The following is a 26,049-nucleotide window of genomic DNA, read 5'->3' as shown; positions in this document are numbered from 1 at the left end:
AAGCGGCGAACCTGGACGATCGCCGTCGCGCATCCGACGTCGCGCCCGCCAAGCGCGTTCAGGCGCGCGCGGCGCGCGGGGCGCTGGCATAGAGGCCGCCCAGCACCGCGACGATCGCGGCGGCGGGAAGGAGGCTGTATGCCCCAGCCCTGACGACGCCGAAGGCTCCGGCGACCGCGCCCGCCGCAAAGCCCGCGACCGGGGGCCAAGTCTTGATCAGGCGACCGATCAGATTGCGCTCGATCGCCTTTCGAGACCTCAGCAGGTCAACGAGATCGATGGCGATCTGCGTGACATTGCCGGTCATGATCGTGGTGGGCGCCATCTGGGTGAATACCGCGCGCGCGCCGACATTCTGGATCGCCATGGCGCTTACGCCAGCCAGCCCGGCCAGGATCACGGCCGCATCGTCGGGCCGGGCGGCGGGCAGTGCGTTGTTTAGGAGTCGCGCGAACACCACCAGCATCGCGGCCTGCAGCAGCAGAATGAGCGCCTCACTCCCCTGCCCCCGATCGTGGCGGCGGCGGACGCAGGCGTAGGTAACACCCGCCGCGATGATGAAGGTTGGAAGCGACAGGAGCTTCAGGGCCAATCCCTGTCCTTCGCCGGCGAGCGACACGCCCAGCATGACGAGGTTGCCGGTGGCGTGATTCACGAACAGGCCAAACAGCAGGACAAAGCCGACCACGTCGACATAGCCGCCGACCAGGGCCAGAAGGACGCTGGTCGCGACCGTCAACCAGGTCGGATGAGGGCTCATGCGGCGCGCGCCTTGCGATCGAGCAGGGCGACTAGAACAAAGCCGCCGATCAGCCCGATGTGCTCGACGAAGGCGTTCATGGCCATGAAGCGGTCATGACCCGCCGCCATCGCCCAAAAGGCGTTGGCCTTGATGGCCGCCAGCAGGGTGAAGACGCCCAGCATACCCGCGCCCAGCCACAGCCAGCGACGGGTCAGGATCAATACTGGTCCGACGATCTCCACGGCGATGGTCAGCGCGGCCCAGAAGGCCGGCGGGCTCATGCCGAAGTGGGCCTGCTCGGCCACGGCGCCGGGAAAGTCGCTGGCCTTGACGGCCGCGCCCAGCAGATAGGCGCTGACCAGGGCCAGGCGGGCGATGTGCGCCGTGGGCCGCCAGTCGAGGATGGCGTCGACGAAGCGCGGGGTCTGGGTCGAGGGGGTCATGATCAGACCGCCCAGCAACCGCAGCCCATGGCGCCCCAGAAGGAGCGCGCATCGCTGGTTGGGGCCTCGCGGGTATAGGCCGAGGCGTGGTCCTGGCCGTGGACGTTGCAGCTGCTGGCGCAGCCGCAGGCGCTGGCCATCGCGAGCGCCGTGCGCTTCGAGCGGTTCTGATAGCCGCCGAAGGTGCGCACCGGCGACCAGTCGGGCATCGGCGGGGGCAGGACGGGCGCGAGCTTGCTAAAGTCGCCTTCGCCATGGACGACCTTGCCGCCCAGCAGGGTCAGCACGGCCGACAGGTGCGGGATCTCGTCCTCGGGCACGGTCATGTAGTCGTCGCTGAGCACGGCCAGGTCCGCCAGCTGGCCGACGGCGATCTGGCCCTTCTTGCCTTCCTCGTTCGAGAACCAGGTGTTGGCGGTGGTCCACAGGCGCAGGGCTTCCTCGCGGTCGACGCGATTGGCCGGCGGATAGAGGCGCGTGCCGCCCACCGTCTTGCCGGTCACCAGCCAGTTCAGCGAGACCCACGGATTGTAGCTGGCCACGCGGGTGGCATCCGTGCCCGCGCCGACGGGCACGCCGGCCTTCAGCATCTTGTCGATCGGCGGGGTGCGCTCGGCGGCCTTGGCGCCATAACGCTCGATGAAATATTCGCCCTGATAGGCCATGCGGTGCTGCACGGCGATGCCGCCGCCCAGAGCCGCGATGCGGTCGATGTTGCGCTCGCTGATGGTCTCGGCGTGGTCGAAGAACCAGTGCAGACCGTCGAAGCGGACGTCCTTGTTGACCTTCTCGAAGACGTCCAGCGCCCGGTCGATGGTCTGGTCGTAGGTGGCGTGCAGCCGCCAGGGCCAGCGCTGCTCGGCCAGGTGACGGATCACCGGCTCCAGGTCGGTTTCCATGTTCGGCGGCATCTCGGGCCGCGCGACCCGGAAGTCCTCGAAATCGGCGGCGCTATAGACCAGCATCTCGCCCGCGCCGTTGTGGCGGTACTTGTCGTCCCCCTGGCCGGGCTTGACCTGCTTGGACCACGACTGGAAGTCCGACAGCTCGGCCTTCGGCTTCTGGGTGAAGAGGTTGTAGCTGATGCGCAGGGTCAGCTGGTCGTCGATGTGCAGCTTCTCGATGATCTCGTAGTCGTCGGGATAGTTCTGGAAGCCGCCGCCGGCGTCGATCACGCCGGTCACGCCCAGGCGGTTCATCTCGCGCATGAAGTGGCGCGTGGAGTTCAGCTGGTACTCCTCCGGCAGCTTCGGGCCCTTGGCCAGGGTGGCGTAGAGGATGGTGGCGTTCGGTTGAGCCAGCAGCAGGCCGGTGGGCTCGCCCGAGGCGTCGCGCTGGATCTCGCCGCCCGGCGGGTTGGGCGTGTCCTTGGTATAGCCGACCGCGCGCAGGGCGGCGCGGTTCAGGAGGGCGCGGTCGTAGAGGTGGAGGATGAACACCGGCGTCTCGGGCGCGGCGGCGTTGATCTCGTCCAGGGTCGGCAGGCGCTTCTCGACGAACTGGTGCTCGGTGAAACCGCCCACGACGCGCACCCATTGCGGCGGCGGGGTGTTGGCGGCCTGCTTCTTCAGCATGGCCATGGCGTCGGCCAGGGTCGGCACGCCGTCCCAGCGCAGCTCCATGTTGTAGTTCAGCCCACCACGGATGATGTGCATGTGGCTGTCGATCAGGCCCGGGATCACCCGGCGCCCCTTCAGGTCGATGATCGTCGGGTTCGGGCCCGCGGCGGCGCGGACCTCGCCTTCTTCGCCGACGGCGGCGAACTTGCCGTCGCGGACCAGCGCCGCGTCGGCGCGCGGGTTGCCACGATCGAGGGTCGTGAACTTGCCGTTGACGAGGAGCAGGTCGGTCATGGGGCTAGCCCTCCGGGGCTGGGCGAAAGCGGAACTGGACAGGAAGGCCGCGCCGAGGGCGACGGCTTGGCGGCGATTTGGCGGGAGGCGGTCGAGCGGGTTCATGCCTGATCACTTGGCGACTTGGGCTCGGGACCATCGCCGGCGACGGCTTGCGATCCCAGGACCTGGCCGGCGCATTCGGGTGTCTTCAGGTAGGCCACGACCGGCGCCCTGGTCATCAGGCGCTTGGCGATTGGGACCGCCTGCTCGCCCAGCAGCATGCCCATCAGGCCCAGCAGGGCGATGGCGGGCGGCGCGGGCGAGCGCACCCCCAGCAAAGCGTAGATCACGCCCACGAGGAGCCCGGCGCCGAGCGAGAGCAGGTAGGGCTTCATGGCGGTCTCCTTATGTGCGTCCCCCGCGCGCTTACGAGGGCATGGCCAGTCGTGGCGTGACGGCCACGCGTCGATAGACGTTAGACTTCGCTCGCCGACGCCCCCGCAGCTTGAATGGATTGGTTGTTCGCGTGCCTCACCCACCCGGCGGTGACTGAAAGAAAAGTCGAGCATTTTCGAAGCATCAAGCTTCAAAACGCGGGAACCAGACCACCCTAGTCCCACGCTTGACGACCCTTTACTGAGCTTTACGCGTCGGCTCGCGCATCTGCGCCTAGTCTCATTGGCGAACACCTTAGCCAGTGGAGACAGCGCATGGCGCAGATCGAACTCACCGCCGGCCCTGGCGCGAACGTCATGGCCCTCATCCCCGCCGCCCCGTCCCAATGGGAGGGCCTCCTGCCCTGGCAGGCGCGACGCGTGCGCGACTACATCGACGGCGACCTGGCCGGCCGGTTGTCAATCCGCGGCGCCGCCGCGCACGCCAAGCTCAGCCCCGGCTATTTCTCCCGCCGGTTCAGACAGTCGTTCGGCCTGACCTTCTCCCGGTTCGTGGCCCGTCGCCGGATCGAGCACGCTCAGGCGATGATGACCAAGACATCCTCGAGCCTCTGCCAGATAGCGCTGGCCTGCGGCTTCACCGACCAGGCGCACTTCACGCGCACCTTCGGCGACGTCACCGGCTCGACGCCGTCCAAGTGGCGGCGGATGGCGGCGCTTGGCCATCAGGTCGAAGTCATGGGGTCGTGCTAGCGCACTACGATCGACATGGCTCAGTACGCGGGACGTTACCGCTGAAATCATCCCCGCGTTGCCCGCCAGGGCCGCGCAGCCGAAAGATAACCAGAAGAAACGCCGACCCCTTGCCGCTCCGCGCGGCTTGCCCCCAAAGGTCGAAGCGTTCGCCCAGCCTGGCCCTCCCCCCGTAGGCCAGGCGTAACTTAGAGGCCGCATCGCGAGCGTGCGGCCTCGGGCTTCTTGGCAAAGGACGCGTATTCCCCCCGATCTACGCGTTCGACGCTGGAACCTGGACCCCTCGAGGCGTTGCCGAGACGGCGGCGGGACTGCAAGCCCGCCGCCATTTTTCATGCCGGCGCGGCCTGTCTCTCATGCATCGACAACCTCATACGCCGCCCGTCGCCGTCGGGGCCTGAGCGATGACCTCAGCCAAGTCCGTGGCCGTCAGCGATCCCGACAGCAGCCGGCTATTGGGCAAGGACGCCGCTAGGGTCCGCAGAGGCGCGTTGGCGCGCAGGCGCGTGTCCGAGAGCAGGATGAGCCCCAGCGCCGGCGCGGCCTGGCGCAGCGCGATCGCGCACTCGGCCCGGTTGGTGCGCGCCACCATGGCGTCGAAGCGCTGCGGCCAGGCGCGCAAGGCGGCGATGGCGCGCTCGATCTCGACGAAGCCCACCGGCTCGTAGCCGAGCGCGGCGATCCGCTCCTCGTCCTGACACAGGCTCTCGCTGTCCGACAGCAGCAGGACCGTCTCGCCGCGCCCCGGCGCCGATACCGCGCCCACCGGCGCCTGCCCGCCGGCGGGCAGCCAGACCTCGAAGGTCGAACCGCTCCCGAGCACCGAACGAACATTGACCGCGCCCCCCAATTCGCGGGCGGTCTCGGCCGTCGTCGCCAGGCCCAGTCCATTGCCTTCGGGGCGCGTCGTGAAGAACGGCTCGAAGATCCGCGACCGCGTGGCGGCCGACATGCCCACGCCGTGATCCACGACGGAAAGCACCACATAGTCGCCGGCCAGCAGAACCCCGCTGGTCTTCTCAACGGGCGCTCGGTTCACGCGTCGGCCAAGCGTCAGCGCCACTTGCCCATTGCCGCCCATCGCCTGCACCGCGTTTGACGCCAGATTCAAGATGATCTGCTGCAGGCGAGACGGATCCCCCAGCACTCGGTAGTCCTCCTCGCCAGCCTCGATCGCGAAGGTCGCCGTCTGACCGTGGGCGGCGCTGAGCAAAGAGACGCTTTCGCCGAGCAAGGCCCGAAGATCCACGCGCTGGCGAACGGGGCTCGAGCGCGCGCCGTAGAGCAGGATTAGGTCGACGAGCCGGCGCGCGCGCCCGACCGCGACGCCGATCTGCTCGACATAGCGCGTCACGGCGCGCGGTGTTTTCGGGATCGCCGAGGCCATCTCCACATATCCCGCTATCGCGCTCAGGATGTTGTTGAAGTTGTGCGCGATCCCGCCGGCGAACGTGCCGATGGCCTCGGTGCGGCCTGCCTGCTGCAGACGCACCTCGAGCGCCGAACGCTGCTGCTCCATGCGTGAGCGCCGCACCCCGCCAGCGAGCACATCGAGCGCCAGACGCATGACCCCCAAGTCGGCGTCGCGGATCTGGACGCGTCCCTCGAACCGGGCGAAGCCAAGGACACAGTGATCCCCGTGCTCGTTGACCAGGACCATGGCCACGATATTAGCCCGCCGGGGCGCGGCGTCCTGTCCCTCCGGCCAGGGCCAGGTCGCGGCGCCGCGAAAGACGCCGTCGGCCCGGCGCTGGGCCAGGCCGGCCAAGGCGCGAGCGGCGGGCGCCCAGTCAGGATCCGCGCCCTGATAGGGCCTGGGCCAGATCCGGGCGCAGCCGTAGTCCCCCTCCCCGAACAGGAAGGCCGCATCGGCCTGCGCATGGAGCGCAAGCCGGGCCAGACCGCTATCGAAGCGCGCCTTGACCTCTTCGGGGCGGGCCGCGACGATCTCCGCCGACATCTCGGCAAGGCCTCGCTCGAACGCGCCTCGACGCTTGAGATTGGCCATGTGGACCGCGAGCCTGACACCCAGGCCCGCGAGGACGACCGTCAACAGCACCGCGGTGGCGTAGAGGGCGTTTCGATAGCGCTGCGCCCGCGTCTCAGCGCGGACCCGTTCGTGACTGATCCACGCCCTGAGCTGGGCGCGGGCGGCGACGTCGTCCTCGGCCAAGAGCGCGGTCAGGCGCGCGTCGGTCTCCGGGAGCAATTGGCGCAGCAATCTGGCATGGCTGAGCAGCACCGCCCGCGCCTCACGGTCCCGTCCCGACCGCCCCGGCCCCGCGGCGAAGTCGGCGATGCGCCGGTCAACGAGCGCCTGGGTGTCGGAAGAGGTGTTGAGGGTCAGGCGCAGCATCGCGCCGGTCAACCGTCCCGCCTCGACATTGGCCTGATCGAAGAGGTCGTCGCTGGCGCTGAGCGTGCTGAAATAGGCCAGGCTGTTCTGCAACAGGGCGCTGTCGCTCTTCAGCGCCTCCGTCAGCGCCTCCTGGCGGCGGGCCGAAGCCTGCAGATCCTCGATCAGCGCTTTGTTCGCCGGCGTCTGGGCCATGCGGTCCAGCGGCGCGAGGGCGGCATAGAGCGCATCGACGTCCTCGACGATCGGATCGTACGACCGCAGGAGACCAGCGCGAACGCTGATCACGTCGCGCCGAAGCATGTGCTGGGCGTTCTCGAAACGATCGAGCGCCCGCTGCATGGTGTCGACCTCCCCGGGCCCCGGCTGCATGCCGTTGCGCAGCAACGCCGTCAGCACGAGGATGACGAACAGGGCCAGGACAGGGGGAAAGGTCCGCTTCATTCCCGCGCCCTGACGCTCCGGCCGCGATACTGGCCGGTGAGACTGCGCAGAAAGGCGGCGATATCGTCGACCTGGGCGGGGGTCAGCACGCGATTGAGTTGGCTTCGCCCCATGGCCCGGATGGCGTCCTCGAGGGTCCTGGCGCTGCCGTCGTGGAAGTAGGGCGCCGTCGTTTCGACATTGCGCAGGGACGGCACCCGCATGATCGGCGCGCGCGGGTCGGTCAGGGTGTGAAAGACGCCGCTGCGTTGGAAGAGGTTGCCGCCGATATTGACGCCCTGGTGGCAGGACGAGCATCCCGCCGACTGGAAGAGGCGGTAGCCGCGTAACGCCTGGGGTTCCAGGGCGGCGGTGTCACCGCGCAGGTAGCGGTCAAAACGCGCGTCCGGGGTGATCAGCGTCGTCTCGAAACGGGCCAGGGCCGCGGCCACGTCCTCGGCGTTGGGATCGCGCCCGAACGCGGCGACGAACTGGCTCCTGATGGCTGGATCGGCGCCTAGCCGGCTGGCGACCACGCCAGGGTCGCCCCCCATGATGGCCGGGTTCTCGATCGAGCGTCGCGCCTGGGTCTCGAGACTGCGAAAGCGCCCTTCCCAGTTCAGACGAAAGCTCGTGGCGGCGTTGAACACGGTTGGGGTGTTGAAGGCGAGCGCCCGTCCGTCCGGCGCCAGATCGTTGGCGCGCGCGCTCGCCCCGTTTGTCGCCAGATCATGGCAGCTAACGCAAGCGCGCGTCCCCTTCCCCGACAGTCTCGGATCGGCGAAGAGCGCCTCCCCCAACCTCGCCTGGGCGGCCTCGCGCCTGGACAGGACCTTGGTCGCGACCGGCCTGAAGGCCTGTCCAGTCTCGTGCCGGACCATCGTTTCCGCATCGTCACGCGGCCAGGCGTCCGCGGCGACCGCGGCGGCCATGGCCAACGCGCCCAGGGCGATCATCCCCTTCATGGCGCCTCGACAACGGATCGGAATACATAGCCGACGCCACGGATCGTCTCGATCAGTCGCGGATCGCTGGGATCGGATTCAAGCTTGCGGCGCAGCCGCAGGATCTGGACGTCGATCGAGCGATCGAAGACGTCGTCATGAACCCGCGTGGCGCGCAGCAGATGTTCGCGCGAGAGCGGTCGGTTGGGGGCCTCGAGAAAGGCCAGCAGCAGACCGTATTCGCCCTTGGTTAGGAGGATGGGCTCTTCATCGCCCCGGCGGACGGTGTGACCGCCCCGGTCCAATTCCCACGCGCCGAACCGAATCCGATTGCGGCCTCTCGCCCTTTTGAGGTCCACGCCCGCGCCGCCGCGCCTGAGGATCGCCCGGACTCTGGCCAGGAGCTCGCGGGGGCTGAAGGGCTTGGTGACATAGTCGTCCGCTCCCAGTTCCAGGCCCACGACACGATCGATCTCTTCGCGGCGGTGACCGGTGGTGATGATCACGGGCACGTCCGACTGCGTGCGGATCAGGCGCAGGAGATCCAGACCATCGTCCTCGCCCAGCTTCAGATCGAGGATGACGGCGTGCGGCTCGGCGCGCAGCCGATCGATCATCTCCGCGCGATTGGCGGCCACCGATGGCTTCATGCCGTTGTTGGCGAAGTACTCGCTCAGCATCGCCTGCATCGCGCGATCGTCGTCGACGATCAGGATCTTCGCCGGAGCAGCGACCACGCTGGGTGCTGGAAAGGTCGTCGACATGGCGGGTCCTCGCGGCGGTCGGGTGATGTCACCGGCGCCTGGCGGCGGCGCGGTGGCGATGGCGTCGGCTCCTCCGGCTGGGCGATGGGCCGACACCGCTCCGTAGCGGAAGGCTTGGCGCGCCCGGCCCCCGGCTTCCTCACGGCCTGTTGGCGTGGCGTTTGCGGTGGCCAGGGACAGGGCTTAGCGCGGCGCCTGCGGTCGGGCGCGTAAATTTCGGTAAGGTCTGGAAAGACTTGGGGCTACCGCTCGATCAGCCCGGCGCCCCTGACGCGATAGTCATCGAACCAGGCCTTGTGCGACGGCCCCGGACGCCCCTCGGTTTGCGGCGCGGGGCTTGGCTGGACGGGCTTGGCCCGATCCGCAACGGCGCAGGTCACGGCGCCTTTCGCAGGACGCCGCGGCGGCGCCGCGAGCCGATCCTGCGTCTTACAGGCTGGAGCCGCGTGGCCATCGGCAAGCCGTTCGGCCGCGGTCAAAGGCAGGGCGACCACGCCCACGATCACCGCCAAGAAGGTCGGCAGGGAACCACATCGACGAGACATCGGCGCTCCGAACATCGCCGCTTTGCGTCCTTGCGACGGGCGGCCTGGAGGCTTGGTCTTAGTTCATGCGCCTGGCCTTAAACCGGCCCTAGTGGTTACAGCCGTCATCAAGCCGACCGCTTCGGTTACCGCTGTTGCGATCGTCGGCGCGACCCGCCGCGCAGGCCGCTCCTGCCTCAGCAGCAGCGAAAGCCGCCCTTGCCGCCCCCACCGTAGCGGGCTTGCTGGCGATCGCGAAAGAACGCCTCATAGCTCATCGGCGCCTGGCCCGGATGGGTCATGGCCACGTGCGCGACATAGACGTCGTAGTTGGGCACCCCGACCATAAGCCGGGCGCTGTCGCACAGGCAGCGGCCGGCCGACATCAGGCGCTCTTTCCAGACCGCCGCCATCACTCGGCCGCCGCCAGCGGGTCCGGCGTTTCCTGGGCCGTCCAATCGGGCCGACGCAGGGCGGCCAGGCAGGCGCGCACGCCATAGAGCAGGATACACGCGACCACGAGGATGAAGATCGAGCAGAGCACCGCGTTGATCCGGTCGTTGAGCACGATCTGACGCATGTTGGCCATCGACTTGGCCGGCGCCAGCACTTTGGCCTCGGCGATCGCCGCCGAATAGACGCGGGCGTGCGCCAGGAAACCCACGGTCGGCAGCGGTGAGAACAGTTTCATCGCCCCCGCCGTCAGGGTGCACGCGATCAGCCAAGCCGCCGGCGCGATCGTCACCCAGGCGTGGCGCTGGCGCTTCATCTTAAAGATGACCACGGTTCCCAGGATCAACGCCACGGCCGCCAGCATCTGGTTGGAGATGCCAAACAGGGGCCACAGCGTGTTGATGCCGCCGAGCGGGTCGGTGACGCCCTGGTAGAGGAAATAGCCCCAGGCCGCGACGCACAGGCCCGACGCGATCAGGCTGGGGCCCAGGGCCGAGGTGTCGCGGAATCTCGGGATAAAGGTCCCCAGAAGGTCCTGGAGCATGAACCGTCCGGCCCGCGTGCCGGCGTCAACGGCGGTCAGAATGAACAGCGCCTCGAACAGGATGGCGAAGTGGTACCAGAAGGCCATCATCGCTTTGCCGCCGACCACGTGGGAGAAGATCTGGGCCATCCCCACGGCCAGGGTCGGCGCGCCACCAGCCCGCGAGATGATCGTCGTTTCCCCGACGTCCTGGGCGGTCTGACTGATGGTCGCGGCCGCGATCGGGAACCCCATCCCCCCGACGGCTGACGATGCGCTTTGCGCGGTCGTCCCGACCACGGCCGGCGGACTGTTCATGGTGAAGTAAACGCCCGGGTCGATGATGGAGGCCGACACCAGGGCCATGATCGCCACGAACGACTCCACCAGCATCGCCCCATAGCCGATCAGGGGCGCGTCCGTTTCCTTGGCGATCAGCTTGGGCGTCGTGCCCGAGGCGATCAAGGCGTGGAAGCCGGAGACCGCGCCGCAGGCGATGGTGATGAACAGAAACGGGAAGAGGGGTCCCGACCACACCGGGCCGGAGCCATCGATGAACCGGGTCAGGGCGGGCATCCTCAGGTCCGGCCCCATGACCACGATGCCGATCGCCAGGGCGCCGATCGCGCCGATCTTCAGGAAGGTCGAGAGATAGTCGCGCGGCGCCAGCAGCAGCCACACCGGCAAGACCGAGGCGACAGCGCCGTAGCCGATCAGCACGAAGCAGAGCTGCGTCGCGGTCAGGGTGAACAGCGGCGCCAGCAGCGGCGAATGGGCGACCGACTGACCAAAGACAATGGCCGCCATCAACAGGACGAAGCCGATCAGCGAAACCTCACCAATCCGGGCCGGCCGCAAGAAGCGGGTGTAGATCCCCATGAAGAGCGCGATCGGGATCGTCACCCCTACGGTGAAGGCGCCCCAGGGGCTGGCGACCAGCGCCTTGACCACGATCAGCGACAGCACCGCCAGGATGATGATCATGATCATGAAGGCTCCCAGCAGAGCCACCATGCCGGGGATAATCCCCATTTCAGCGCGGATCAGCTCGCCCAGCGAGCGCCCGTCGCGGCGCATCGAGATGAACAGGATCATGAAATCCTGCACCGCCCCGGCCAGCACCACCCCCGCCAGAATCCACAGCACGCCCGGCAGGTAGCCCATCTGGGCCGCCAGCACCGGACCGACCAGGGGACCGGCCCCCGCGATCGCCGCGAAATGGTGACCAAACAGCACCCGTCGGTCGGTCGGCACGAAATCCAGGCCATCGTTACGCCGTACCGCCGGCGTGGCCCGTCCGGCCTCGAGCCGCATCACCGAGCTGGCGATGTAGCGACTGTAGTAGCGATAGGCCACGAGGTGGACCGACAGAGCCGCGGCCACCACCCACAGCGCATTGACGTGCTCGCCGCGCGCGGTGGCGAGAACCCCCAGGGCGAGCGCGCCGACAAGGGCGAGCGCCATCCAAGGCGCGTGGCTGCGAAGCAACTTGGTCATGGCTGGTTCTTCTGTTTTGTCGGGCCGCCGGAGCGGACCGATCGCCGGCGCCGCGGGCGGCCGCCCGCGACCTGATCCTGTCGCCTTCGGCCGAACGGCCGAGGCTCTGAGGCACTCGATCACGATTCCGCGCGGCGTCACATTAGCGACGGAGGAACCGCGCGAGCGCCGGACCTGGCTCCAGGCCCGGCGCGGTCGCCTCAGCGCGCGACCAGGCGGCCAGGGCGGCCGTCGGCCTGGACCCGCGCATCGACCACGGCTTGGGACAGGCGCGGATCGGACACGGCGTAGGTCACGCCGCCGCAAACATACTGGCTCGTGCGATAGGGCGTCTTGTGGGCGGCGAACGGCGCGCTCACCAGCTTGCAGGTGTTCTGCCGCGCGTCGCGGACAACGGAGGTCGCCGCCATGCCGGACAGCGGCGCGGCGATGGCGGCCACGAGACATGCGCTGATCAGGGCGCGCTTGGCGAAACGATACATGGGAGCTCCTGGAGAGACGATCCGCCACGGTTTGGGCGGCGAAGGTTGTGGGACTCGTCCCTTAGACGCTCGTCGCCGTCCTGGGCGGGCGTCTGGGTTACAGGCGCAATCAACGGGGCGCCGATTGGCTACAGCCGTTGTCGCCAATCCTGTCGGCGGCCGGCTCGGTTACGGTCGTAGTCGAAACGCGCGGTGACGAAACCGAGCCGTATCGCCCCTTCCCTACCGCTTGACCGTGGTCGCGCCACGCCGGCGCCCGGCCACGCCAGCGTCTTGGAACAGGAGCGCGGTCTTGGGCCGCGACACGCCCATGAAAATGATCGTCGCCTACGTCAAACCCTTCAAGCTGGACGCTGTGCGCGAAGCCTTGGTCATGGCCGGCGCGGAGGGCCTGACGATCGCCGAGGTCCGCGGGTGCGGCCGCCAGATGGGGAAGACCGAAATCTATCGCGGCGCGGAGTACGAAGTCGCGCTGATCCCGAAAATCAAGATCGAGGCCGTGGTCCCCGCCTCGGCCCTCAAGGGCGCGCTGGCCGCGGTGCAGGACGCGGCGGCCACCGGCCGGATCGGCGACGGCAAGATCTTTGTCCTGGACGTCCAGTCGGCCGTGCGTATCCGCACCGGCGAAACAGGCTTGGCCGCCCTCTGAAACATCCCCTGGCGCGCCCGCCTCGGGCGCCCCCCGCATCATGGAGATCCGCATGGCAAGTCGCCGTTTCCAGGCCTTCTGGGCCGCCCTTCGTCTCGGCGCGCGCTCGGCGATCGCCGTTGCCTTGGTCGCCGCGCCCAGCATGGCCGCGCCCGACGCCGCCCCCTCGGGGGTCAAGGTCGAGACGCTAATGCGCAGCGCGACAACCACCTCGGGCGGCTCGATCGTCCTGCCGCCAGGTCCGTTGGAAGTGACGGTGGCGCGATACCATATCGCCGCCCACGCCGCGCTCCCGGCCCACAAGCACCCGTTTGTCCGCATCGGCTATGTCCTGTCCGGCAGACTGTCGGTGACCAATCTCGAAACGGGCCGCGCGCGGGTTTTCAAGGCCGGTGAGGCCATCGCCGAAGACATCGACCAATGGCACGCCGCGCGCAATCATGAGGCCCAAGCCGTAGAGCTTCTGGTCATCGACCTGACGCCGCCAGCCGCGGCCAACACCGTCCTGCGCGTCGATCCGTGAGGCCTCGGGGCGCCCGCCTAATGACTGGCCAAGACCAGGCTGGCGCCGAAGCCGACGAAGACGCAGCCGGTCGCCAGGTCGAGGCCGCGCGCCACCGGCGGACGTTGCAGGATCTTCCGGACCACGGCCGCGCCGCCGGCGAGGATTGTGAACCAGGTGACGGCCAGGGCGACGTGGATGCCGGCTAGCAGCAGGGCCGGCGCCACGCCCGTGGCGTTAGCGGGGAGGAACTGTGGCAGCAGGGTGATGTAGAAAACCCCGACCTTCGGATTGAGGATGTTGGTGGTGAAGCCTCGCCGAAAAGCGGCCCATTGCGAAACCTCAGGCGCGGCGCGAGCCGGAAGCGGATCACCGCCCGACCCGCGTGGCTTGATCAGCAGCTTCAGGCCAAGCCAGACGAGATAGATCGCCCCAGCCCACTTAAGGGCCACGAAGGCCATGGGCGCGGTGGCCAGGAGCGCGCCAAGACCCAGGGCGACGGCAAAACCCCAGAGCAGGCAGCCCGCGCCGATCCCAAAGGCGGCCATCACGCCGTTGCGGGTGCTCTCCGCGGCGGAGGTGCGCAGCACCATGGCCGTGTCCAGGCCCGGCGCCATCGTCAGCACCAAGGCCACGCCGGCGAAGGCCGCCAGCACGTGTGGGTCCATCATCGCTCTCGTCCCGTCATGGATCGAGGGCGGCGAGGCTCAGGGTCGTGGCCTCCCCGGCCCTCTTGCCGGTCCGGGAAGATGGAAGCAGCGTCTTACATTGGCGCTTCGCCGGGCGGTCATTCGGTTACAGGCGTAGCCGGGCACGATCGCCGATCTCACCCCACCGTTTCAGGGTCGGCGCGATTTGCGACCCCGCACGAACCCACGGTCGGAAGCCATGAACAGACGCGCCATCTCGGGCAAGAGCTTGGCGGGCTCGACCACCTTGCCGCCGCCCTCGCCCATCGCCTTGCCGTAGTCAATCAGGTCGCGGTGCACGGCGGCCGGCACCTCCGAGGTGACTTTCACCGGGGTATCGTCCTCGATGCCGGTGATTTTGAGCCGGTTCATTGGCGGCCTCCCGCATAGGGTTCAAGAACGAGGTCTCGGGTCAGGAGGACCCGAAGGGGCGCGCCCGGTCGGATGGTCAGGGTCGGGGCCAGGGCGAGACTACGTCCGACCGCCTGCTGACCCACGTCGCTGACCGCCTGGCTCGATCCGCGCCGTAGGGCCCGGATAAGCTCGCTATCGCCGTCCGCGCCGGTCTCTGCCCCGATCGCCAGGACGGTGCTGAGCCCGGCCGCGGCGAACACCTGGCCCCAATGGCGGTCGACGCCATCCTCGAGACCGGCCATGCCCTGGGAGTCGGCCGCCGGGAGCTTATCGAGGATGATGGACGCCCCGCTGGGTAGGATAAGCCGAGTCCAGGCCACGCCCAGGCGGCTCTGGCCGGCGATCGTCGTCGTGGCGTACTCGCCGATCAGCTTGGCCCCGGCGGGGATCAGCAGGTGGCCGCCGCCCAGACTGTCGTGCACGTCCTGGGTCACTTGGGCGATCGCCACGCCGGGCGCATCCGAGCGCAAACCGGTGATCAAGGCGGCGGGAATGATGGCCCCGGCCTGGAGCAGGTAAGGCGAGGCCGGGGCCTGGAGCCGCTCGGGACTGGTGGTGCGCGGATCGGCGCCGGCCGTCGGCGAGGCGTCGGACCTCAATTCAGCCACCGCCCCGTGATCGGCTTGGCTCACCGTCAGGAACAGGCCGCTGACGCGCCCGGCCAAGCGCGCTTGCGCTGCGGGCGAGGCCACCACCGGCGGCGGCGCGACGACCGGCAAGGCCGAAATCGGGTCGGCTTCGGGCCTCGCGGCGGCTCGCGAGGCGCTGAGCATCGGCCGTCCGAGGTCGCCCGGCAGCGGCGGCCCCAATGCTGGCGGCGTGTCGCGATGCAGATAGTCCTTGGGGAGGCTGGAGATCTTCTCCGGCGGACGCGGTGTGGCGGCGGGCGGCGGCGGCGGAGCCTTGCGCGGCGGCGCCCGCGTTGACCAGATCAGCGCGCTGCCCAGCGCCACGGCGGCCGTTCCCCCAAGGACGAGCAAGGCCTTGCGCGACACCCGGGTGACCGCCGGGCCCGGCGCCCGCAGGCTCAAGCGCTCGGCGATCGCCTTTTGCTCGTCGTCGACCGGCCCGCTCATTGGCCCGCCTCCGCCAGACGCTCGATCCGTACGCGGCGGGCCAGGCCCTTGCGGCCCAAACGCAGCTCGGCCCGCTCGACAAGGCCGTCGACGCGGAGGGTCCGGCCATCGACGCTGTAATTGACCAGCTCGCCGGACTTGCCGTTCGCGGCCAGCCGGTAGAGCGGCGGCAGGTCCGCCATCGCGATGCGCGGGCCAAACTCCAGCACTGTTCGCACGCCGTCGTCGTAAACCCGGACCGGACGCAGGACGCGAGATCCGGTGATCCGGTAGGCGAAGTTCAGACGTGGCGGCCCCGCGCTGACCTCCGCGCGCGCCGGCGCCAGCGGCGCGGGCGGCGCGGCGACCAACGGGACCGCGTCGCCGTATCGCCACCGCACCTCGGTGAGATAGGCGCGATCGGAAGCGCGCACGTCCAGGAAATAGGTCCGGCGGCTGGTGTTGATCACCAGGTTGGTGGAGAGGCTTCCTAGGGTCGGCTTGATCAGCACTTGGACGCGCCGAACGCGCCCCTCGCCGCTGGCCGTGTCGCCGATCACCCAGCGGGCGGTGTCTCCGGCGGCGATCGGGTTGGTGGGACTGAGGGTCTCGCCCGGCTCCAGGGTGATGGCGGTGATCCGGCCAGGCGCGGCCAACACCGGATAAAGGCCGCCGGGGACGAACTTGAACTCCACGGGCGCCCCGGCCTGCGGTTGACGCTCACGGGGCGCGGCCTGGACGCCCTGCCCGCTCACGCTATCGAGCGCCGCCAGGGCCGCCGACACCATCAAGGAGCGCATCGTCATGCTCCGCCCTCCCGAGACCAGTTGATAGCTGTGACGTGGACACCCAGGCCGTTGGCGAGGATCTCCTGATCGGTCCTGGGCCGGCGCAGCTCGACGGTCAGGATGGCCGACCAGCGCTCGGTGGCCTGCAGCTGCCCGTCGACGAAACGGCGCTCGATCCAGGCGGCTCGGAAGCTTTTGGGCGAGGCGCGCAGCACGCTCGTCACCTCGACGCTGACCTGGGTCTTGCCGATCTGCCCCTTGAGATCGATGGCGTTGGCGAACTCGGTGACGAAGCGGGCGGCGTCGCCTTCGACGACGTCATAGGCCTGATCCCAATTCTGGCCGACGACGACGGCGTCGCTCGAGATCGACCGCACCTGCTCGATCAGGCGTCGCAATGAGGCCCGGACCTGCTCGTCGGTGGGCGCGTAACCGCGCACCGCCGGGCCCGCGGCCTGGACCTGGCCGAGGCGATCGACCTCGACGATCCAGGGCGTGACCGTGCCCTGCGCCGACAGCCAGACTAGCCCCCCGCCAAGGCCGCCCGACAAGGCTAGCAGGCCGATCGCCATCAGGCGCCACGACCCAGCCTGGGCGCGCGCGGCGCCCACCTGTCGGTCCCACGCCTGGCCGGCCTGGCGGTAGGGTGTTTCGGGCGCGGGCGTCGCGCCATACTTCGGCGGTCCCTTGAAAGGGTTCATCGATCAGGTCTCCGACAAGGAAGGGGCGCCGCCGCTGGCGGCCGCATCGCCGCTCGCGAGGCTGTGAGCCGCCAGGCCGGCCCCATGGGCAAGAGCCTGGCGGCGTTGGAGGTCCCGCGCCCAATCCGGCGCGGTCGCGGCTGGCGAAGGCCCCTGACCGGTCTCGTTGGCGCCGCCGCCCGAGCCGCTCGGCGGCGCCGAGGGGCCGGCGCCGGAGGGCCCGGGATTGGGGGACGAGGGACCACGCGGACCCGGCGTGTCGGGGCCGCCCGGGCTCTTGGGACTACCGGTCGGACCGTCGCCGTCGTCGAGCTTGTTCATGCCGCCGCGCGGCGGTTTGCCCCCGCCGCCGGCTGCGCCGCCGAAACCAGCGGCGACGCCGCGCGATAGGGCCGCCCCCTGGCCGGCGGCCATCTGGGCGCCGGCCGCGCCGGCCATGGCGGCGCCGCCGACCGCCAGACCCGTGCCGACGGCCGCGCCGGCGCCCAGTTGCGGCGCCCCGGAGATCAGCCCGGCGGCCAGCGAGGGGCAGAAGATCGACAGGCCCACGAGCACCAGGCTGGCCAGCACCAGGGCCAGGACCTGTTCCAGCGTCGGTTGGCCATCGACCCAGGTGGCCGAGAACTGGTCGAAGAGCGTCGAGCCAATGCCGACCACGACGGCCAGGGCCATGACCTTGACGCCCATAGCCAGGACTTCGCCCAGGACCTTTTCGGCCAGGAACGCGGTGCGTCCGAAAAGCCCGAAGGGCACGAGGACGAAACCGATCAGGGTGGCCAGCTTGAATTCGATCAGGACGACGAAGACCTGAACCGCCATCACGAAGAAGGCGATGAGGATCAGCAGGAAGGCGACCAGCAGGACGAGGATCTGCACGAGGTTCTCGAAGACCCCCGGCCAGCCGGAGAGGTCGGCCGCGGCCTCCAGAAGCGGTTTGCCCGTGCTGACGCCCAGCGCCGCCAACTTCCCCGGCCGCAACATCTCATCGGCCGGCAGCCCCGCACCCGTCGCCGTCAGGCCAAGCGCGGTGAAGCTCTTGAACACGATCGTCGCGAGCGCCTGAAAGTTGCCGATCAGGAACGCGAAAAAGCCGACATAGAGGACCTTCCGGATGAGGCGGGCCAGGACGTCCTCGCCCGCCGCCAGGGTCCACATCAGGGCCGCCAGGGTCACGTCGATGGCCACCAGGCGGTTGGAGAGCGAGGCGACGTCGCCGCCCAGCAGTCCAAAGCCCCCGTCGATCATGCGGTTGAAGGTGTCGAAAAAGGTGTCGATGACGCCGATGTCGTTCATCGGCCCGGCTTTCCGAAGAAGTGCTCGCGCGCGGCGCGCCAGGCCGCTCGGCAGCCCGGATCGCCCCCTCCGCCGTCCTGGACGGCGGCGGTCTGGCACCGTGTCAGGGTCGGATCGCGATCGGAGGCGGCGCTCGCGGCCACGGCGCGTGGCGGCGCATGACGGGCGGTGACCACGCCCGCGGCGATGATGATCCAGAGCACCAGGCCCCAGACGATGGCGGCCCTCACGGCTGGCGTCCCATGAAGCGCGCGAAGCGGGCCTTGGCGTCGGCGCGCGCGGCGGCGCGATCGGCGGCCTCCAGGGCCTGGGCGCGGCCTTGGGCGGCGACCAGGGCGGTCAGGCCCGTCAGTTGCTGGGCCTGAAGGGCCAGGAGCTGGTTGCCGGCTTGGGCGGCCTGCAAAGCCCCGCTCGCCCCTTGGCTGGCGGTCACCAGGCTCGACATCTGGCCGGTGGTGTCGTCCAGCCCCCCGATCACGCCGGCCTGAACCTTTAGGGCGTCCTCGAACCCGGCCACCGAATTGGCCCAGCGCGCGTCGGCCCGGGCCACGAGATCGGCGTTGGTCGCCGACACGCCCGCTGCGCCGTAGGCTTGGGTGAAGGCCGCCTGGATGGCGCCGACGTCGTAAGCCAGGCGCTGAGCCTGCCCCAGGAGCGCGCGGGTGCGGGCGATCTGTCCCTGCAGGGCGGCCAGGGACGAGTACGGCAGACTGGCCAGGTTCTTGGCCTGGCCGATCAGCATCTGCGCCTGGTTTTGCAGGCCGGTGATCTGGTTGTTGATCTGCTCGAGCGCGCGGGCGGCCTGCAGCACGTTCGAGGCGTAGTTGGTCGGATCGAAGACCGTGAATTGGGCCAGGGCTGGCGCGGCCGGCAGGGCCAGGCTCAGCATGGCGGCGGCCAGGAAACGGCGGCGGCGTAGGCGCATGTCAGCGCTCCTCTTCGATGAAGGACGGCGGCGTGAGGGACGGAAGAAGGTCGGCGGCCCAGTCGAGACCGCGGGCGCGCAGCCAGGCCGCAGCGAAGCCCTCGGGCGGACGCGCCGCCAGGAGCTGAGCCATCAGGGCCTGATCGGCCTTCGAGGCGGCGGCGGTGAAGGCCAGGCCCACGGGCCCCAGACCCAGCTCGAAGAGGCGCTCGCCATCTCGCGACTGGACGTAGTAGTCACGCTTTGGGGTGGCGCGGCCGATCAGCTCGATCTGGCGATCGCCCAGGCCAAACCGGCGGTAGGCGGCCGAACCGATCGGATCCAGGGCCCAGGCGTTGGGCAGGAAGATTCGGGTCAGGCACAGCTCGATGACCGCATGGGCGATCGGGCTCTGTTCGATCTGAACGAGCGACAGGGTGGTTAGGACGACCGACCCGTTCTTCTTGCGAACTGTCCCCAGCCAGGTCTGCAGCTGAGCGCCGAAGGCCGCGTCGGCCAAGGCGAGCCAGGCCTCGTCGACGAGGATCAGGGTCGGCTTTCCGTCGAGCCGTCGCTCGATCCGGTGGAAGAGATAGGCCAGCACCGCGGGCGCGGCGGCCGTGCCCAGGAGACCTTCGGTCTCGAACGCCTCGATGGGCGCCTCGCCGAGGGTTTCCTGCTCGGCGTCGAGCAAGCGGCCGAACGCGCCGCCAAGGCAGTATGGCGCCAGGGCGTGCTTGAGCTCTCGGCTGGCCAGAAGGGCGCAAAACCCCGACAGCGTCCGCTCGCGCGCCGGCGCGCTGGCCAGGCTTTGCAACGCCGCCCAGACATGCTCGCGCACGGCTGGCGTCGCCGACACGCCTTCGCGGACGAGGATCGCCTCGATCCAGCCAGCCGCCCAGACGCGTTCGCTCTCGGCGTCGATGAGCGCCAAGGGCTGGAGATCGACGGCGGGCCGCTCGGCGTCGCGCAGCGCCCCGCCCAGGTCATGGAAGGCGCCGCCCATGCCGAGCGCGGCCGCGCGGATCGAGGCGCCGAAATCGAACGCGAAGACGCGGGCGCCGGCGTAGCGCCGAAACTGCAGGGCCATCAGGGCCAGAAGCGTGCTCTTGCCGGCGCCGGTGGGCCCGACGATCAGGGTGTGACCGACATCGCCGACATGCAGCGAAAGCCGAAAGGGCGTGGAGCCCTCGGTGCGCGCCATGAGCAGCGGCGGACCGGCCAGATGAGCGTTGCGCTCGGGCCCTGCCCACACCGCCGACAGCGGCGCCATGTGCGCCAGGTTCAGGGTCGACAGCGGCGGCTGGCGAACGTTCGCGTAGACCTGGCCGGGCAAGGAGCCGAGCCAGGCCTCCACCGCCCCAACCCGCTCGCGCACCACCGTGAAGTCGCGTCCGGTGATGACCTTCTCGGCCAGGGCCAGCTTGGTGTTGGCCCGCGCGGGGTCCTCGTCCCAGACCACCAGGCTGGTGGTGACGAAGGCATAGGCGACCGCGTCCCCGCCGAGGTCCTGGAGGGCCAGGTCCGCTTCGGTCGCCTTGTTGGCCGCGTCATTGTCGACGAGCGCCGCCGGCTGCTGGGTCAGGGCCTCCTGCAGGAGGGCGGCGACCGACTTGCGCTTGGCGAACCACTGACGCCGGATCTTGGCCAGGAGGCCCTGGGCCTGGGCCTTGTCGAGAAAGATCGCCCGGGTCGTCCAGCGATAGGCGAAGGCCAGACGATTGAGCTCGTCGAGGATCCCCGGCGTGGTCGCCGACGGAAACCCCACGAGGGTCATCACCCGCAGGTGCGCCGCCCCCAGGCGCGGTTCGAGGCCGCCGTCGAGCGGTTCGGTGGCGACGAGCCCGTCCAGCGCGATCGGAAACTCAGGGACGCGGACGGCCTGGCGGCGGGACGTGACCGCCCCATGCAGGAAGGCCAGGGTCTGCGCATCGTCGAGCCACGCCGCGTGCGGCGTGATCGCCCCGATCAGCGCCAGCAGCCGGTTGGTGCGGTCGATGAAGCCGGTCAGCTCGGCCCGCCAGTCGGTGCTCGCCTGGGTTCGCCCCTCGACGAAGAGACCGGCGAGCCATCCGGTCTGGTCCGCCGGCGCCTGGTAGACCAGGGTCAGGTAGTAGCGGCTTTCGAAATGCGCCCCCTCCTCGAGGAAGGCGGCGCGACGCTCGTGATCGACCAGCGCCGAGACGGGATCGGGAAAGACGCTGTCGGGATAGGCCATGGCCGGATCGCGGCGGGCCTCGACGAAGAGCGCCCAGCCGGAGCCGAACCGACGCAGGGCGCTGTTGACCCGCGCGGCGACGGCGGCCACCTCCCCGTCCCCGGCCGCGTCGAGGTCGGGCCCGCGGAAACTGGCGGTGCGCTGGAAGGCCCCATCCTTGTTCAGCACGACACCCGGGGCGACGAGCGCCGCCCACGGCAGATAGTCGCAAAGCCGGGCGCCGGATCGGCCATAGTCCCGAAGATCGAGCATGGCTCAGACCTCCAGGCGGGCTGGCAGTCGCACATGGCGACGGCCGACCTCGAAGAACAGCGGATCGTGTCGTGCGGCCCAGACCGCCAGGGCGTGTCCGGCCAGCCAGACCACCAGGCCCATGACCCAGAGCCGCAGGCCAACGCCGAGGGCCGCGGCCAGGGTGCCGTTGACCAAGGCGATCGCGCGCGGCGCGCCGGCCAGCAGGACCGGTTCGGTCAGCGCCCGGTGCACCGGGGCGGCGAAGCTCGTCGCGCGATCACCGGCCATCAGATGACCGCCCCGCCGCCGAACGAGAAGAACGACAGGAAGAAGCTCGACGCGGCGAAGGCGATCGACAGGCCGAACACGATCTGGATCAGCCGGCGCGTGCCGCCGGTGCTGTCGCCGAACGCCAGGGCCAGGCCCGTCATGATGATGATGACGACGGCGATGATCTTGGCGACGGGGCCTTCGATCGACTCCAGGATCTTCTGGAGCGGCTCCTCCCAAGGCATGGAGGAGCCCGCGGCGTAGGCTTGCGCCGATAGCAGGGTCAGGGCGCAAGACAGGCCGCTCAGCAGCCAGGGTCGGACGCGCGGCAGCGGATGGCGCGCACCACAGGCGCGCGACAGGGCAAGGCTCATGAACACGAGACCATCTCCTTTCGAGATTTCAGGGGCTTAGGGGCGAGATCTCAGGCGGGGCTGAGCTGGTAGGCGCCGTCGGGCGCCACGCCTTCCAGGCGCGAAAGTTCAATCAGGCGTCGCTGTCGGCCCCGGCCGGCGAGGACCGCGATCAGATCGATGGTCTCGGCGATCAGGCCGCGCGGCACGGTCACCACCGCTTCCTGGATCAGCTGCTCCAGGCGTAGCAGGGCCCCGAGCGCCGAGCCGGCGTTCAGGGTGCCGATCCCGCCGGGATGCCCCGTACCCCAGGCCTTGACGAGATCGAGGGCCTCGGCGCCCCTCACCTCGCCGATGATGATCCGGTCAGGACGCAGGCGCAGGGTGGAGCGGACGAGGTCGGTGAGGCTCACGACGCCTTCGATCGTGCGCAGCGCCACCAGGTTCGGCGCGGCGCATTGCAGCTCGCGCAGGTCCTCGCAGAGGATGACCCGGTCGGCGGTTTCGGCCACCTTGTCCAACAGCGCGTTGACCAGGGTGGTCTTGCCGCTGGAAGTGGGTCCCGCCACCAGGATGTTGCGTCGCTCGCGCACGGCCTCCCACAGCACCAGCGCCTGCTCGACGCTCATCACGCCGGCCCGGACATAGTCGTCGAGGGTGAAGGCCTGACGCGCCGGCTTTCGGATCGTGAAGGTCGGGGCGGTGACGACCGGCGGCATTTGCCCCTCGAACCGCTCGCCCGTCCCCGGCAGCTCGGCCGAGACCCGTGGATTCGCGGCGTGGACTTCGACGCCGACGTGATGGGCGACAAGGCGCAGAACGCGCTCGGCGTCGGCGGGCGCAACGCGCAGTTCGGCGTCGACCAGCCCCGTATCGAGGCGGTCCAGCCAGACCCGGCCGTCGGGATTGACCATCAGCTCGGCCACGGCCGGGTCGGCCAGGCGCGCCAGCAGCAAGGGCCCAAGCGCCGAGCGGAGCATGCGCTCGCTTCGGGAGAGGTCGAGGGTGTCGGGCTGGTCCATGTCGGTCCCCGTTGGCTTCGGGGACGAGTAAGAAGACCGCGTTCGGACGGCTTTCAACAGCCTGTCCTGGAAGAGACCCTTCGGGCGCCGAAGAGAATGTCCGGGACATCGCCCGGCGCGCGACACCCGCCGTCATCAACCCTTCGGAGGTCCGTTGAGGCTTTGCCCCAGGTCTCCCAGGGCGCCGCCAGCATCGGGTTGCGGTAAAAAGCGGTAAAGGTTCGCGCCCAGAACGCCCCCGACGGGCGCACGCCCGAAAATCATGACACGGGACAGTCGCGGTCATGGCTCGTGACGGCTCATCGCGGACTGGCGAGCCAAACCACGGCCCGTTACAATTGCGCCCGCTGAGGGGTGTGATGCGAGACGACAGGCGGTCGGGCGATGGGTTGGGGGCTAAGACGGCCGTCTTGCGCCCGCTCCTCACGCGCTGGTTCGCGCGGCGAGCGCCATCCAACGAGGTCGACGACTTGGTTCAAGACGTCTTCCTCCGGATCATCAAACGTGGCGGCACGAACGAGTTGGATCATTTCCAGGCGTACGTGTTTGAAACGGCCTCGAGCGTGCTCAAGGACCGGATGCGCAGCCGCAATGTGCGTCATTCGGACCAGCACGAGGAGTTCGACGCCGAACGCCACGCGCCCTCAACACCTGGAGCCGAAGAGTTGCTGATCAGCCAGCAGGCTCTGGAGTTGACGAGCCGGATTCTCCTGGAGCTGCCAGAGCGCAGCCGGACAATCTTCATTCTGCGCCGTGTGGAAGGACTGCCCATCGCGCTCATTGGACGGCGTCTGGGCTTGTCGGTCAGCGCCGTGGAAAAGCACATGCAGCGCGCGACGCGCCATCTTCTGTCCCGCATGGAGGCCTTGCGATGAACGTCATCGACCCCTCCCAACTACGGGATGAGGCCGCCGACTGGCTCGTGCGTCGCGACGCTGGCCTGTCGACGTCCGATGAGAAGGCCCTCGCCGACTGGCTGGCCGCTTCGCCCGCCCATGCCCGGGCGTGGGAGCAGGCGCTCACCGATTGGGCGCGTTTCGACCAAGTGGGTGGCGACCTCTTCGAGGTGATGCGGGCCCAGGCGCTGGCGGCCAAGCCAGAGCCTGCCCAGGCGGCTTGGCGGGGATTGATCGCCGCATCGCTTGTGGCCGCCGCTGTTCTTGGCGGGGTTATGGGTTGGCGCCACCTGTCGCCCAGCCGCGCGCCGCAACAGGCCTCGCCCGTCGTCCAGATGTTGGCGGCGCACACGCAGCGCACCGATCGACGGCTGCCGGACGGCACGCTGGCGACCTTGGATCGCAATACGGTGATCGAAATCCGCTTCGACGAAACAGCGCGACGCGTGACGGTGCTGGACGGGCAAGTCTATTTCGACGTCGCCGCCGTGAAGGCGCGCCCCTTCCTCGTCAGAGCGTCCGACAAGACGGTGACCGACATCGGCACGCGCTTTTCCGTTCGACGGGATCCGGCGGGCCTGGTGACCGTCACCTTGCAAGATGGCGCGGTGTCGATCGGCGAAGGCGCCCGCACAGTGACTTTGCGCCCCGGCGAGCAATACCAGGCGCCGACTGGCGCGGCGGGGTCCGTGAAGCCGGTGGATCCGGATCGGGCCATGGCCTGGCGTTACGGCTATCTGGAATTTCGCCAGACGCGATTGGACGAGGCCGTGGCCGAAATCAACCGGTACGGCGGACCTCCGATCCGGCTGATGGGTTCGCGGATCGGGGCCTTGCCGATCAGCGGGCGCTTCCCGATCGACGACGCGCGCGGGTTCGCCGACGCCATCGCCGCGATCCACCCGCTTGAGGTCGATCAGGATAAGACCGGCATCATCCTGCGCCCCGCCCGCTAAAAACTTCGCGCTCAACGTACGGGTTTGCGAGGGACCGACGTCTCAGCGGGCGGAGAGGTTCCATGTCCGTACAATCCGCCGAAGTTCTCGATCTTGTTCGCCCTCATGCCGCGGAGGGGGCCGATCCTGTCAGCGACCGTTCTCCTGGTCGAAGCTCACCGCGCGCCTTTGCTTTTGGCCCCTATCTTCTGAGGCCCGATAGACAGTCGCTTTGTCGAGATGGCGTCCCCTTGGCGATCGGCGCCCGGGCGCTGGAGCTTCTGACAGTCCTTGTCGAGCGCCCCGGCGAACTGATTTCGAAGCGGGAACTGATCGCCCGCGTCTGGCCTGACACCTTCGTCGGCGAAGCCAATCTCAAGGTGAATATCGCCACTTTGCGCAAGGCGCTTGGCGACCCCGCCAAGCAACCGGACTACATCGGGACGGTGACCGGCCGCGGCTACAGGTTCGTCGCTACGGTGCGGGACGGCGATGCGCCCGGTCCACGCGCAAACCTTGCCAAGACTGGCGCCCAATCCGTGTCGCCCGCAAGCGCGGTTGGGCTCGATGAAGCGCAGGCCAGGCTCCAGGCCGTGACGGTCTCGCGCCTGATGTTCGTGATCGATGACCTGGGGCATAGCGCGGCGTCGCTTGCCATCGCCGTGGCGAGAACGGTTGAGGACGGCCAGACTGGTCGCGTCGTGTTCGTCGATCTCAAATCGGTGGAAGGCGTTGGCCGAACGCCGGAGGCGGTCGCCGCGGCGCTGTTGGCTGCCGAAGTCTATCCGCTGTCCCCTTCGACTTTGCCTAATCCGACTTCGCGCAAGATGCTGCTGGTCTTGGACAGCGCTAAGGATGTGGCTGGCGATGTGGCGCTGTGTCTTGGAAGCATTCTCGAGCCGCCGGTCGCCGCACACCTCCTGGCGGCCGGAACCGAGCCCTGGTCGTGAACCGGCGCCCTCAGCGTTGTCGTTGCTGGAGTCTGTCCGCGA

General features: G+C 69.2%; 28 protein-coding genes. 6 read left to right on the top strand and 22 right to left on the bottom strand.

The features are described 5' to 3' along the window. Positions 1–58: 58 nt before the first annotated feature. From BM066_RS00400 to BM066_RS00385, 4 genes are all read right to left on the bottom strand, one after another. Entirely contained in the window at positions 59–760 is a 702-nt protein-coding gene (locus tag BM066_RS00400) for a YoaK family protein (protein WP_089923405.1), read from the bottom strand. Further along, a complete protein-coding gene (locus BM066_RS00395) occupies positions 757–1,185 on the bottom strand; it encodes a DoxX family protein (protein ID WP_089923694.1) in 429 nt (142 codons plus the stop codon). Before BM066_RS00395 ends, BM066_RS00400 begins: the two co-directional genes overlap by 4 nt. Positions 1,186–1,187: 2 nt before the next feature. Further along, the gene (locus tag BM066_RS00390) at positions 1,188–3,038 is read right to left on the bottom strand and encodes an amidohydrolase (protein ID WP_177218336.1); all 1,851 of its coding nucleotides are present in this window, start codon (positions 3,036–3,038) and stop codon (positions 1,188–1,190) included. Between the two features lie 101 nt (positions 3,039–3,139). Then, on the bottom strand, positions 3,140–3,415 hold the full coding sequence (locus BM066_RS00385; RefSeq protein ID WP_089923400.1) for a DUF1427 family protein: 276 nt from the start codon (positions 3,413–3,415) through the stop codon (positions 3,140–3,142). 315 nt (positions 3,416–3,730) lie between these two features. On the opposite strand from BM066_RS00385, the gene BM066_RS00380 reads away from it, so the two are divergent. Continuing rightward, positions 3,731–4,168, top strand: a complete 438-nt coding sequence (locus BM066_RS00380; protein ID WP_089923397.1) for a helix-turn-helix domain-containing protein — start codon at positions 3,731–3,733, stop codon at positions 4,166–4,168. Positions 4,169–4,538: 370 nt separating this feature from the next. Here the strand turns inward: BM066_RS00380 and BM066_RS00375 are convergent, their stop codons facing one another. From BM066_RS00375 to BM066_RS00350, 6 genes are all read right to left on the bottom strand, one after another. Then, positions 4,539–6,968, bottom strand: a complete 2,430-nt coding sequence (locus BM066_RS00375; RefSeq protein ID WP_089923394.1) for a two-component system VirA-like sensor kinase — start codon at positions 6,966–6,968, stop codon at positions 4,539–4,541. Next, a complete protein-coding gene (locus BM066_RS00370) occupies positions 6,965–7,912 on the bottom strand; it encodes a cytochrome-c peroxidase (RefSeq protein WP_255367429.1) in 948 nt (315 codons plus the stop codon). Before BM066_RS00370 ends, BM066_RS00375 begins: the two co-directional genes overlap by 4 nt. Next, complete coding sequence (locus BM066_RS00365) at positions 7,909–8,655, bottom strand: response regulator (protein WP_089923391.1); 747 nt, start codon at positions 8,653–8,655, stop codon at positions 7,909–7,911. Before BM066_RS00365 ends, BM066_RS00370 begins: the two co-directional genes overlap by 4 nt. A 721-nt stretch (positions 8,656–9,376) precedes the next feature. After that, the gene (locus tag BM066_RS00360) at positions 9,377–9,592 is read right to left on the bottom strand and encodes a YbdD/YjiX family protein (protein WP_089923389.1); all 216 of its coding nucleotides are present in this window, start codon (positions 9,590–9,592) and stop codon (positions 9,377–9,379) included. Next, entirely contained in the window at positions 9,592–11,652 is a 2,061-nt protein-coding gene (locus tag BM066_RS00355; RefSeq protein ID WP_089923386.1) for a carbon starvation CstA family protein, read from the bottom strand. Before BM066_RS00355 ends, BM066_RS00360 begins: the two co-directional genes overlap by 1 nt. A gap of 200 nt (positions 11,653–11,852) precedes the next feature. Beyond that, entirely contained in the window at positions 11,853–12,134 is a 282-nt protein-coding gene (locus BM066_RS00350) for a hypothetical protein (RefSeq protein ID WP_089923381.1), read from the bottom strand. 310 nt (positions 12,135–12,444) lie between these two features. Between BM066_RS00350 and BM066_RS00345 the strand changes: the two genes are divergently transcribed. Together BM066_RS00345 and BM066_RS00340 are read left to right on the top strand one after the other, a co-directional pair. Next, positions 12,445–12,783 (top strand): P-II family nitrogen regulator, encoded by a 339-nt coding sequence (locus BM066_RS00345; protein ID WP_089923378.1) that lies wholly within the window; start codon positions 12,445–12,447, stop codon positions 12,781–12,783. A gap of 52 nt (positions 12,784–12,835) precedes the next feature. Continuing rightward, on the top strand, positions 12,836–13,306 hold the full coding sequence (locus BM066_RS00340; RefSeq protein ID WP_177218334.1) for a cupin domain-containing protein: 471 nt from the start codon (positions 12,836–12,838) through the stop codon (positions 13,304–13,306). Between the two features lie 17 nt (positions 13,307–13,323). Here BM066_RS00340 and BM066_RS00335 read toward each other — a convergent pair whose 3' ends face one another. The 12 genes from BM066_RS00335 to trbB all read right to left on the bottom strand — a co-directional run bounded on the left by BM066_RS00335 (position 13,324) and on the right by trbB (position 23,184). After that, positions 13,324–13,956, bottom strand: coding sequence for a LysE family translocator (locus BM066_RS00335; protein WP_089923370.1), 633 nt, complete (start codon positions 13,954–13,956; stop codon positions 13,324–13,326). Positions 13,957–14,124: 168 nt separating this feature from the next. Beyond that, positions 14,125–14,346, bottom strand: a complete 222-nt coding sequence (locus BM066_RS00330) for a DUF2274 domain-containing protein (protein WP_089923367.1) — start codon at positions 14,344–14,346, stop codon at positions 14,125–14,127. Next, the gene (locus BM066_RS00325; protein WP_089923365.1) at positions 14,343–15,464 is read right to left on the bottom strand and encodes a TraB/TrbI/VirB10 family type IV secretion system protein; all 1,122 of its coding nucleotides are present in this window, start codon (positions 15,462–15,464) and stop codon (positions 14,343–14,345) included. The genes BM066_RS00330 and BM066_RS00325 overlap by 4 nt, the downstream gene beginning before the upstream one ends. Further along, on the bottom strand, positions 15,461–16,249 hold the full coding sequence (locus BM066_RS00320) for a TrbG/VirB9 family P-type conjugative transfer protein (protein WP_255367428.1): 789 nt from the start codon (positions 16,247–16,249) through the stop codon (positions 15,461–15,463). The genes BM066_RS00325 and BM066_RS00320 overlap by 4 nt, the downstream gene beginning before the upstream one ends. After that, entirely contained in the window at positions 16,246–16,932 is a 687-nt protein-coding gene (gene trbF / locus BM066_RS00315; protein WP_089923360.1) for a conjugal transfer protein TrbF, read from the bottom strand. The genes BM066_RS00320 and trbF overlap by 4 nt, the downstream gene beginning before the upstream one ends. 3 nt (positions 16,933–16,935) lie before the next feature. After that, on the bottom strand, positions 16,936–18,225 hold the full coding sequence (gene trbL, locus BM066_RS00310; RefSeq protein ID WP_089923357.1) for a P-type conjugative transfer protein TrbL: 1,290 nt from the start codon (positions 18,223–18,225) through the stop codon (positions 16,936–16,938). Beyond that, positions 18,222–18,455, bottom strand: a complete 234-nt coding sequence (trbK-alt, locus tag BM066_RS00305) for a putative entry exclusion protein TrbK-alt (RefSeq protein ID WP_089923354.1) — start codon at positions 18,453–18,455, stop codon at positions 18,222–18,224. The genes trbL and trbK-alt overlap by 4 nt, the downstream gene beginning before the upstream one ends. Beyond that, the gene (gene trbJ, locus BM066_RS00300; RefSeq protein WP_089923351.1) at positions 18,452–19,150 is read right to left on the bottom strand and encodes a P-type conjugative transfer protein TrbJ; all 699 of its coding nucleotides are present in this window, start codon (positions 19,148–19,150) and stop codon (positions 18,452–18,454) included. Before trbJ ends, trbK-alt begins: the two co-directional genes overlap by 4 nt. A gap of 1 nt (position 19,151) precedes the next feature. Beyond that, positions 19,152–21,599: a conjugal transfer protein TrbE gene (gene trbE / locus BM066_RS00295; RefSeq protein ID WP_089923348.1), complete on the bottom strand. Its 2,448-nt coding sequence runs from the start codon at positions 21,597–21,599 to the stop codon at positions 19,152–19,154. 3 nt (positions 21,600–21,602) lie between these two features. Further along, positions 21,603–21,869: a VirB3 family type IV secretion system protein gene (locus BM066_RS00290; protein WP_089923346.1), complete on the bottom strand. Its 267-nt coding sequence runs from the start codon at positions 21,867–21,869 to the stop codon at positions 21,603–21,605. Next, positions 21,869–22,225 (bottom strand): TrbC/VirB2 family type IV secretion system protein, encoded by a 357-nt coding sequence (locus BM066_RS00285; protein ID WP_089923686.1) that lies wholly within the window; start codon positions 22,223–22,225, stop codon positions 21,869–21,871. The genes BM066_RS00290 and BM066_RS00285 overlap by 1 nt, the downstream gene beginning before the upstream one ends. 50 nt (positions 22,226–22,275) lie before the next feature. Then, positions 22,276–23,184: a P-type conjugative transfer ATPase TrbB gene (gene trbB, locus BM066_RS00280; protein WP_089923681.1), complete on the bottom strand. Its 909-nt coding sequence runs from the start codon at positions 23,182–23,184 to the stop codon at positions 22,276–22,278. A 452-nt stretch (positions 23,185–23,636) separates the two neighbouring features. Here trbB and BM066_RS00275 point away from each other — a divergent pair, with 452 nt between their 5' ends. The 3 genes from BM066_RS00275 to BM066_RS00265 all read left to right on the top strand — a co-directional run bounded on the left by BM066_RS00275 (position 23,637) and on the right by BM066_RS00265 (position 26,007). Next, positions 23,637–24,101: an RNA polymerase sigma factor gene (locus BM066_RS00275; protein WP_177218333.1), complete on the top strand. Its 465-nt coding sequence runs from the start codon at positions 23,637–23,639 to the stop codon at positions 24,099–24,101. Further along, on the top strand, positions 24,098–25,078 hold the full coding sequence (locus tag BM066_RS00270; protein ID WP_089923338.1) for a FecR family protein: 981 nt from the start codon (positions 24,098–24,100) through the stop codon (positions 25,076–25,078). Before BM066_RS00275 ends, BM066_RS00270 begins: the two co-directional genes overlap by 4 nt. A 230-nt stretch (positions 25,079–25,308) precedes the next feature. Then, positions 25,309–26,007: a winged helix-turn-helix domain-containing protein gene (locus tag BM066_RS00265; protein ID WP_218150877.1), complete on the top strand. Its 699-nt coding sequence runs from the start codon at positions 25,309–25,311 to the stop codon at positions 26,005–26,007. The last annotated feature ends 42 nt before the right edge of the window (positions 26,008–26,049 follow it).

The organism is Caulobacter sp. UNC279MFTsu5.1 (assembly GCF_900114015.1).
In the GTDB taxonomy this organism is placed as follows: domain Bacteria; phylum Pseudomonadota; class Alphaproteobacteria; order Caulobacterales; family Caulobacteraceae; genus Caulobacter.
Note: the sequence above shows the minus strand (reverse complement) of the source record. Positions and strands in the feature narration are given on the sequence as shown.